This is a genomic window from Bradyrhizobium sp. S69 (genome assembly GCF_009766005.1).
Lineage (GTDB): Bacteria > Pseudomonadota > Alphaproteobacteria > Rhizobiales > Xanthobacteraceae > Bradyrhizobium.
In genome coordinates this window covers 5,685-13,501 of the sequence record NZ_LMUK01000058.1, presented here as the reverse complement: position 1 = coordinate 13,501, position 7,817 = coordinate 5,685, and the positions used below count along the sequence as shown (strand labels likewise).

Annotated in this window: 9 protein-coding genes; 5 read left to right on the top strand and 4 right to left on the bottom strand. The window is 62.3% G+C overall.

What is annotated here, in order from left to right:
• Positions 1-235: 235 nt before the first annotated feature.
• Positions 236-478: a hypothetical protein gene (locus tag GSQ88_RS30805; protein ID WP_246785144.1), complete on the top strand. Its 243-nt coding sequence runs from the start codon at positions 236-238 to the stop codon at positions 476-478.
• A gap of 1,099 nt (positions 479-1,577) precedes the next feature.
• Here GSQ88_RS30805 and GSQ88_RS30800 read toward each other — a convergent pair.
• Both GSQ88_RS30800 and GSQ88_RS30795 read right to left on the bottom strand, forming a co-directional pair.
• Positions 1,578-3,413: a hypothetical protein gene (locus tag GSQ88_RS30800; protein WP_159011719.1), complete on the bottom strand. Its 1,836-nt coding sequence runs from the start codon at positions 3,411-3,413 to the stop codon at positions 1,578-1,580.
• A 68-nt stretch (positions 3,414-3,481) separates the two neighbouring features.
• The gene (locus tag GSQ88_RS30795; protein WP_159011717.1) at positions 3,482-4,096 is read right to left on the bottom strand and encodes an ATP-dependent DNA ligase; all 615 of its coding nucleotides are present in this window, start codon (positions 4,094-4,096) and stop codon (positions 3,482-3,484) included.
• 304 nt (positions 4,097-4,400) lie between these two features.
• On the opposite strand from GSQ88_RS30795, the gene GSQ88_RS30790 reads away from it, so the two are divergent.
• Positions 4,401-4,601: a hypothetical protein gene (locus GSQ88_RS30790; RefSeq protein ID WP_159011715.1), complete on the top strand. Its 201-nt coding sequence runs from the start codon at positions 4,401-4,403 to the stop codon at positions 4,599-4,601.
• A gap of 222 nt (positions 4,602-4,823) precedes the next feature.
• On the opposite strand, the gene GSQ88_RS30785 is transcribed toward GSQ88_RS30790, so the two are convergent.
• A complete protein-coding gene (locus GSQ88_RS30785) occupies positions 4,824-5,285 on the bottom strand; it encodes a hypothetical protein (RefSeq protein WP_210253933.1) in 462 nt (153 codons plus the stop codon).
• Positions 5,278-6,399, bottom strand: coding sequence for a hypothetical protein (locus GSQ88_RS30780; RefSeq protein WP_159011712.1), 1,122 nt, complete (start codon positions 6,397-6,399; stop codon positions 5,278-5,280). The genes GSQ88_RS30785 and GSQ88_RS30780 overlap by 8 nt, the downstream gene beginning before the upstream one ends.
• Before the next feature lie 402 nt (positions 6,400-6,801).
• On the opposite strand from GSQ88_RS30780, the gene GSQ88_RS35860 reads away from it, so the two are divergent.
• The 3 genes from GSQ88_RS35860 to GSQ88_RS35415 form a co-directional block, all read left to right on the top strand.
• Entirely contained in the window at positions 6,802-7,077 is a 276-nt protein-coding gene (locus GSQ88_RS35860; RefSeq protein ID WP_246785142.1) for a transposase, read from the top strand.
• 146 nt (positions 7,078-7,223) lie between these two features.
• Positions 7,224-7,469 (top strand): IS66 family insertion sequence element accessory protein TnpB, encoded by a 246-nt coding sequence (gene tnpB / locus GSQ88_RS30770; protein ID WP_159011710.1) that lies wholly within the window; start codon positions 7,224-7,226, stop codon positions 7,467-7,469.
• Positions 7,454-7,817: helix-turn-helix domain-containing protein (locus GSQ88_RS35415; protein ID WP_210253938.1), on the top strand; the 364-nt coding region annotated here is incomplete at its 3' end. The genes tnpB and GSQ88_RS35415, both read left to right, overlap by 16 nt.

The following is a 7,817-nucleotide window of genomic DNA, read 5'->3' as shown; positions in this document are numbered from 1 at the left end:
GTCGTTTGGCATTGCGGTTAGCATCCGGTGAGGACTGCTGCGTTTTCAGTCGCGCGGCTGGGGCGCGGCAGTAGATCGGGATCGACGACGACGCGATTGACGTGTTGGTCGGTGTCGGCTTGGCGGCGCCGCCCGACCGACCAAGTGGAGTGTGCCACAGCCCAGTTGACGGGCGCGCCTGAAGCGCGCCCGTCGGCACTGGAAAAGAGCCGGTTCCGCGGGCATATTTGTCCCTATGGTTTGGTATTTCGCCGACTACCATATCAATTCGCCGATTCTCGCTTTGGCGCTTTTAGCGCTGTGCGCGCTGCCGGTGCTTCTGAGTATCGTCGCCGTAGTGCGGATCGTGCAGCGCGCGGGCTTTAGCGGTTGGTGGACGCTGCTCATCCTCGTTCCGGTCGTGAACTTGGCGGCCCTTTGGTATTTTGCGTTTGTCGAATGGCCGGTTACGCGACAAAAGCGGAGTCCATGGTCTTGATCCAGCCAAACGCCCCTGGGATGGAAGTGGTCACGTCACGGATGGGCGCGGCTAAGTAGGCGACCGTCGCGCTGTAGGATTGGGAATGCGGTTGTCGTGTTGTCGGGCTTACCAGCATCGAGCCTAGATGCGTATTCCGACCGCGTTCTGACAAACGGAAGCGTTACGGCTCGCGTATCGGTCTCGATCGCGGACTCGACGCATTAAAGTGGCAAGCCGCACTGGGGCTAGGGTAGTGGGGCGCCGTCCATACAAAACCGCCAGCGTACCGGCTGCGGTAAAAGTGCAACACCATTCTGCGCAAGACGGCGAGCGCCGCGGGCGAACATCGCCGACCGGGGCTTTTTTGTGGGTAGACTGCACATCGATCGCGCTGCTTGTTGCAGCGGGGCACAATGCCGCACAGGCGCCGGCCAATTGCCGGGCATATTGCCCGAATGCGATTTATCGTGCTCCGCACCTGCCTTGCTTGGCTCCTGCACTGGCGCTGGCTTGCTGTGCGACAGGACCGACCAAAATGCCGGATCCCGGCCTGATGATCGACCACATCCCGCACTGGCTAGGAGGCAAGCCGGAGGGGATACCGCCGCGTCCCGGCACGTCGGAGTATGAGGCTTGGGAGACCAAGCGCGAAGGACGCGGCAACGATTAAATCCAGTGGTCAAACGGGCAACGGGTCCGGATTGTCGGCGGGTAAAACGCGGTAGCAGCTTCATTCCCAGCGCCGCAACGCAGCTCGCCGGATCGCCTTTCGAGGCGCGGCAGTTATCTTCTCGCCGTGAGACTCTCCCGTGCATATGGGAAGGGCCGGGGGCAGAGATTGGCCGCTTAAACCCCGGCCGCGTAAAGCCGTCAAACCCTCATTTCAGGAGGAAAATGAGCATGACCAGCATGGCCATCACCTGCGCTCGCCGCACTTACCTGGTCGGGGGCCACCGTTTCAACATCTAGGGCGCGAGCGAGTTTCTGGTCGCCAACACCCGCGTTTCCAATTTTGCGGGCTCGATCATGGTCGCCACGACAGTGGAATCGGCCAATGGTGTCGTCGATCCCGACAACGCCGTCGGACCGTGGCTCGCGTCCAGCAACACGACGACGATCAATCCGAACTGACGCGGGCCTCGGCGAGAGAGCGCGACAGGTTGATGATGCGCCCGGGCGCGGCCGGCGCCGGCGTATCGACGATGGAGCAGTCGGCATTCCCCGTGACCGTCTGGCCCGGCACCGGATCGCCGGCATAGAAGTCGCTCAATCGTGCGATCGGAAACTCGGACGCGACGCCGGTATCCTGCAGCACCGTTTCCAGCACCCTTTCGAGGTGGGGGTACTTCGTGAGCACGGCGACGCGGGCGCAGCCCGCCAGGTCGGCCGACCATCTTTCCAGCCGCCAGTCGATCGGAGTCTTGAGGGTAGGCACTTCCGGGTAACCGCCGGCAGCGCGGATACCATCCGAGTTCGATGCGGCGACCAGGCGCTGCGCGCCGAAGCCGAGATGAAGAGCGACAAGGACGGCGGCCGGAATGGCGATCGCTCGTTTCGCCGCGGCGATGGGGTAGGTAAGAGCGATGAAGATGAACGGGCTGGCGATCGACACGGCCTTTCCGGCGGCCCAGAGATTACTCTCGAGGATCAGGTAAACCGGGATCGCGGCCCAGCAGGCGAACGCCGCCAGGACGACGGCGGTGGCCTTCCGATCGATGGCGCAGAGCGTCGCGCCGAACAGCGACGCGAGAAACGCGGCGTCGAGCAACGGCCAGAAGACCCGGTTAGTGATCCCGTCCGACGGGAGCGGAAAAATAAAATAGACGCCGGACAGGCCTGCTACCGCGTTCACCAGCTTCCGCAACAGCCCCGCTACGGATATCGCCGCATGGGGATCTGTCCCGCTGAAGTAAAATCGGTCGTAGGCGACGAACCATTCGAAGGGCACGGGCCCGAGTGCGAGCTGCCTGGTTAGGAACATCACCGTCGAATTCCACGCCGGCAGGCAGATCAATAATGCCGCGCCTGCGGCGGTCGCGATATAGCCGGCGCGAAGTGCGCGCTCGGCGGGGTGCACGAGCAGAAAACCGATCACGAGGGCCAGCGATACCGCGGCACAGATCGTCGTTGATTCCGGATAGAGGTACAGAATTCCCCCGCCTGTGAGCGCCAGCGGGACGATCGCGGCCGCGCCGACGGTCCCTGACGAGATCAAATACACCAGCGTCACGCATGCCGTCGTCAGTCCCAGCGTCGAAAGTTCAGCCCAGGCGTTGATGTCCTCGACATATTGCGAAAAAAATCCGATCGCAAAGGCTACGGCGATTAACAGACCGATCGCGCGGCCGGCGCCGAAGATGTTTCGAACCGCGAACAGAATACCGAACAGCGTCAGCGTCTGCAGCAGCGCGAGATAGGGGTAGGAGGCCTCTGCTGCCGTCGCGAAGAACGCAGGCCGCAGGCTGGCGAGCATGATGGCCACGGCCGGTCGCGCGTGCAGCTGGCTCGCCGCTGACCTCAGATAGGTGAAGTCGCTCGACGACCCGGTGGCGAAGAGATCGGCATAGGAGTGCGAGCCATACGCCGACGCCATCGAAATGTAATTGAACTGGTCGGTTGGATTGCCCTGGAACAGCGCGAACTGCCAACCGCCGATCCAGAGAGGTGCGAGGCATATTGTACCAACCGACAAGCCAGCAAGGAATAGCGTCGCAAGCCAAATTCGGTCTGATGATGCCGCGAAGAATCCTGAGATCAATCCGCAAACGGCTAGCGCCAACAGTGCCATCACGGCTCCGAACAACACACCATTTGCGTACGCGATGGTAGTCGCGATAGCGAAAACTGCTAGCCCGAATATTGGCGCCGCCGCGAGGCGGTCGGGTATCGTGACCGGCAGCAACAGCGAAATTGGAAGGCCCAGGCCGAAGAATATCAGCAGGCAAAAAGCCAAGAATATCACAACTGATTCCCGACAGCGCTGGGCGATAAAACAGTCAGAAAGACACCACTTCGATTCATTCAATTTAAGAAGATTAGGCCAATAGCGACCCAGGGTTTGGTACTTCGCCATCCAACCGCAACCGAAGGTCGAAGGCAATAGGGCACGCGCAGGATGCGCTCCACCCGGCGCTTCGACACCAGGCCCTCGAGGCCGAACTCGCAGGCCTTGCGGAATAGATCCGGCCCGATCTCTGCCTGATCGAAGTCGCTGACGAAGATGCCTTCCGGCCGGCGTGCCAACAGCCGGGCGAGGTTGGCCTTGCGCATCGACAGCGGCAGCTTGCGCAGATCCTCGCCGTCGAGCATCAGCGCGTCGAACGCGTAGAGCTGCACCTCGGCATCGAACTTCCGGGAATGCAGCCCGTCGAAGTCCGAGACGCCGTCGACGCCGAGCAGCACCGCTTCGCCATCGACCACGAACGAACTGGCGCGATTTTTCAAGGCCGCCTCGACGATCAGCGGATAGCGGCCGGTCCAGTCGTGGCCGTTGCGGGTGAACAGCCGGACCCGCTTGCCCTCGCGCTGCACGATCATCCGGTAGCCGTCTTGCTTGATCTCGTGGATCCAGTCCGGGCCGATCGGGACGGCGGTTCCGCGGGTCGGGATGCAGGGCTCGAAGAGGCGGCGGGGCATGAGGTTCAGATAGGAATTGAATTTCCAATTTCGAGGCGAGAGTTCATGACCACAAGTTAATTTTCCACCGAGAAATTTTAGCTTCGCTGCGCCGTATCTCTTTTGTTGGCAAGCTGCGCCGCCGCACCAAGGCCGGCCGGCGGTCCCACTTCAGACCCCGGCGTGGGGCCGCTCGGCCGCCAACTCTCGGTGCGGAACTATCCGCCGTGCGAGATCTTTGTTTTAAGGGATGGCGAGCATTCTGAACAAAAACGGAGACAATAGATGCGCAACCTCATCGTCGCTCTAGCCGCGGTGTCCGCCTTTGGCACTGCAGCTGTATCTTGGACTTTTGAACGCCACAATCAAAGGCAAAATCAGTTTGATGAGGACGATCGGAATTATTTTCCTGCTGGCGCTGACCGCCGTGACCTTCGAAGTATATTCGGACTGGGCAATGATGAGAGGAAACGTTACGGCCCCCGTCGACCCGATCGCCCGGGCAGTCTCAGATTCGGTGCATTAGGACGGTCCTCTGGGAATGCTCTTCACTGGCGCGCATGGCGCAGTGGTAGCGAGGGTTGCGACCGATCGATCGCATCATGACTTGGCGCGGGTCTCAGCGAGTGGGCGCGATATAGGTTGATTATGCGCCCGGGCGCTGCCGGCGCCGGCGTATCGACGATGGAGCAGTCGGCATTCCCCGTGACCGTCTGGCCCGGCACCGGATCGCCGGCATAGAAGTCGCTCAATCGTACGATCGGAAACTCGGACGCGACGCCGGTATCCTGCAGCACCGTTTCCAGCACCCTTTCGAGGTGGGGTACTTCGTGAGCACGGCGACGCGGGCGCAGCCCGCCAGGTCGGCCGACCATCTTTCCAGGATGCGGCGATCAGGCGCTGCACGCCGAAGCCGAGATGGAGGGCGGACAAGGACGGCCGCCGGAATGGCGATCGCTCGTTTCGCCGCGGCCATGGGGCAGGTAAGAGCGATGAAGATGAACGCGCTGGCGATCGAGACGGCCTTGCCGGCAGCCCAAAGGTTGCCCTCCAGGATAAGGTAAACCGGGATCGCGGCCCAGCAGGCGAGTGCCGCCAGGACGACGGCGACGGCCTTTCGGTCGATGGCATAGAGCGTCGCGCCGAACAGCGACACGAGAAAGGCGGCGTCGAGCAACGGCCAGAGGGTTTGACCAGCGATCTCAGCCAACGGGGGCGGAAAAATAAAATAGACGCCGGACAGGCCAGCGACCGCGTTCACCAGCTGCCGTAGCTGCTCCGCTACAGATCTCGCCGCGTGAGGATTTATCCCGCTGAGAGTAAAATCGGTTATAGGCAACGAACCATTCCCAGGGCGCGGGCCCGAGCGCAAGCTGCCTGGTCAGGTACATCACCGTCGAGTTCCACGCCGGCAGGCAGACCAATAGTGCCGCGCCGGCGACGGCCGCGATACAGCGGGCGCGGCGTGCGCGCTCGGCGGGTTGCAGGAGCAGGAAACCGATCAGGACGGCCAGCGATACCGCGGCACAGATCGGCGCTGCTTCCGGATAGAGGTACAGAATTCCCCCGGCCGTGAGCGCCAGCGGGACGATCGCGGCCGCGCCGACGGCCCCTGACGAGATCAAATACACGAGCGTCACGCATGCCGTCGTCAGTCCCAGCGTCGAAAGTTCAGCCCAGGCGTTGATGTCCTCGACATATTGCGAAAAAAATCCGATCGCAAAGGCTGTGGCGATCAACAGACCGATCGCGCGGCCGGCGCCGAAGATGTTTCGAACGGCGAATAAAATACCGAATAGCGTCAGCGTCTGCAGCAGCGCAAGGTAGGGATAGGATGCCTCTGCCGCGGTTGCGAAGAACCCGGGCCACAAGCTCGCGAGCGCGATGGCCACGGCCGGTCGCGCGTGCAGCTGGCTCGCCGCCAGCCTCAGATAGGTGAAGTCGCTCGACGACCCGGTGGCGATAAGATCGGCATAGGTGTGCGAGCCATACGCCGACGCCATCGAAATATAATTGAACTGGTCGGTTGGATTGCCCTGGAATAGCGCGAACTGCCAGCCGCCGATCCAGAGCGGTGCGAGGCAGACGACGCCGACGGCGAACCCCGTGGCGAGCAGGATCGCCAGCCACGTCCGCGTCGAGGACAGCACGAAGCCGGCGATCAGGCCCGCCGTCGCCAGCACGGGCAGCGCAACAGCTGCAACGTTCGGTGCACCATACAGGTAGCCGACCGTCGTCACGATGACGAAAACCGCGAGGCCGAACACCGGCGCCGCTGCCAGGCGATCAGGAATTTTGCGCGGCAGCAGCAGCGAGCAAGGCACGCCGAGGCCGAAGAACAGCAGAACGCCGGAACCAACACAGTTCGCTCCCCTGAGCCACGTCCGATTATGCGCACACGACCTGGTCGCTAGCAACTCAGATAGCGGGCCGACCAAGCGTCGCTCTGCTTTTCAGCATTTCCGTCGGCTTTACCCGCCCTGCTTGGCTATCTGCATTGGCGCTGACTTCCTGTGCGACAGGACCGGCCAAAATGCCGGAACCCGGCCGGATGATCGACCACATTCCGCACGGGCTAGACTGAGAGGCGGAGCCGGACGGGATTTCGCGCTCGTTGCTGATGGCGTGGCGGCGTATCTTAGTGTTTCCGGGTATCGGCATCATCGGGGTATCGCTCCGGCGAGGGCCGCCTTGCGCGGAGCGATAGAGGGTGAAGACATAGGCGTATGACTGACCATACGCCTGATTCGAAGGTCTCCCGACTGGAAGTTGTCTCGACAGGCGCTCGACGCCGTTGGACATTGGAAGAAAAGCGACGGATCGTTGCCGAGAGCTATGGCGGCCCACGATTGGTGTCGGTGACGGCTCGGCGCAACGGGTTGTCTGCGAGCCAATTGTTCACGTGGCGCCGGTTGGCGCGCGAGGATCGGCTGAGCGGGGACGCCGAGCCAGCGCTTGTTCCTGTGGAGATCGCCTTTACGTCGGCTCTGGCACCGAGGTAAGCGCCACAACCGCCGTCTTCGCCTCCTGCGCAGCGTCCAGGGGCCGGAATGATCGAGATCGAGCTTAGCGGCGGCTGTCGGGTTCGCGTTGACCGGGATGTTGACGCCGAGGCACTGCAGCGGTTGCTTGAGCTTCTGAGGCGGCAATGATCCCGATCCCGAGCGGCGTCAGGGTCTGGATCGCCACCGGCCACACCGACATGCGCCGCGGCATGCAAAGTCTGGCCCTGACGGTTCAGGAGAGCTTGAAGCGCGATCCTCATGCTGGCGATCTCTATATCTTCCGCGGTCGCCGCGGCGATCTGGTCAAGATTTTATGGCATGACGGGTTAGGCATGTCGCTCTATGCCAAACGCCTGGGCCGCGGCAAGTTCATCTGGCCCTCAGCCTAAAGAACAAAGAGATCGCGTCGAAGCTTGGGGTCTGCACGCACACGGTCGGCACCTGGCGTAACCGCTTTGCCGAGCGAGGAATGGACGGTCTCTACGACGAACCGCGGCCCGGCGCACCGCGCGAGATTGGCGACGACGAAATCGCGAGCACGATCCGCAAGACGTTGGAGACAAAACCAAAGGGTGGCACCCACTGGAGCCTCAGGAGCATGGCTAGAGAGATCGGTCATGCGCCTTCGACGGTGCATCGCATCTGGCGCGCCTTCGGTCTGCAACCGCACCGCGTCGAAACTTTCAAGCTGTCCACCGATCCGCTGTTCGTCGAGAAAGTGCGCGATATCGTCGGGC

What these genes read in the sequence shown, in the direction of transcription:
- GSQ88_RS30795 (WP_159011717.1), bottom strand. Translation starts at nt 4,096, where the DNA reads ATGCCCCGCCGCCTCTTCGAGCCCTGCATCCCGACCCGCGGAACCGCC.
- GSQ88_RS30805 (WP_246785144.1), top strand. Translation starts at nt 236, where the DNA reads ATGGTTTGGTATTTCGCCGACTACCATATCAATTCGCCGATTCTCGCT.
- tnpB (WP_159011710.1), top strand. Translation starts at nt 7,224, where the DNA reads ATGATCCCGATCCCGAGCGGCGTCAGGGTCTGGATCGCCACCGGCCAC.
- GSQ88_RS35860 (WP_246785142.1), top strand. Translation starts at nt 6,802, where the DNA reads ATGACTGACCATACGCCTGATTCGAAGGTCTCCCGACTGGAAGTTGTC.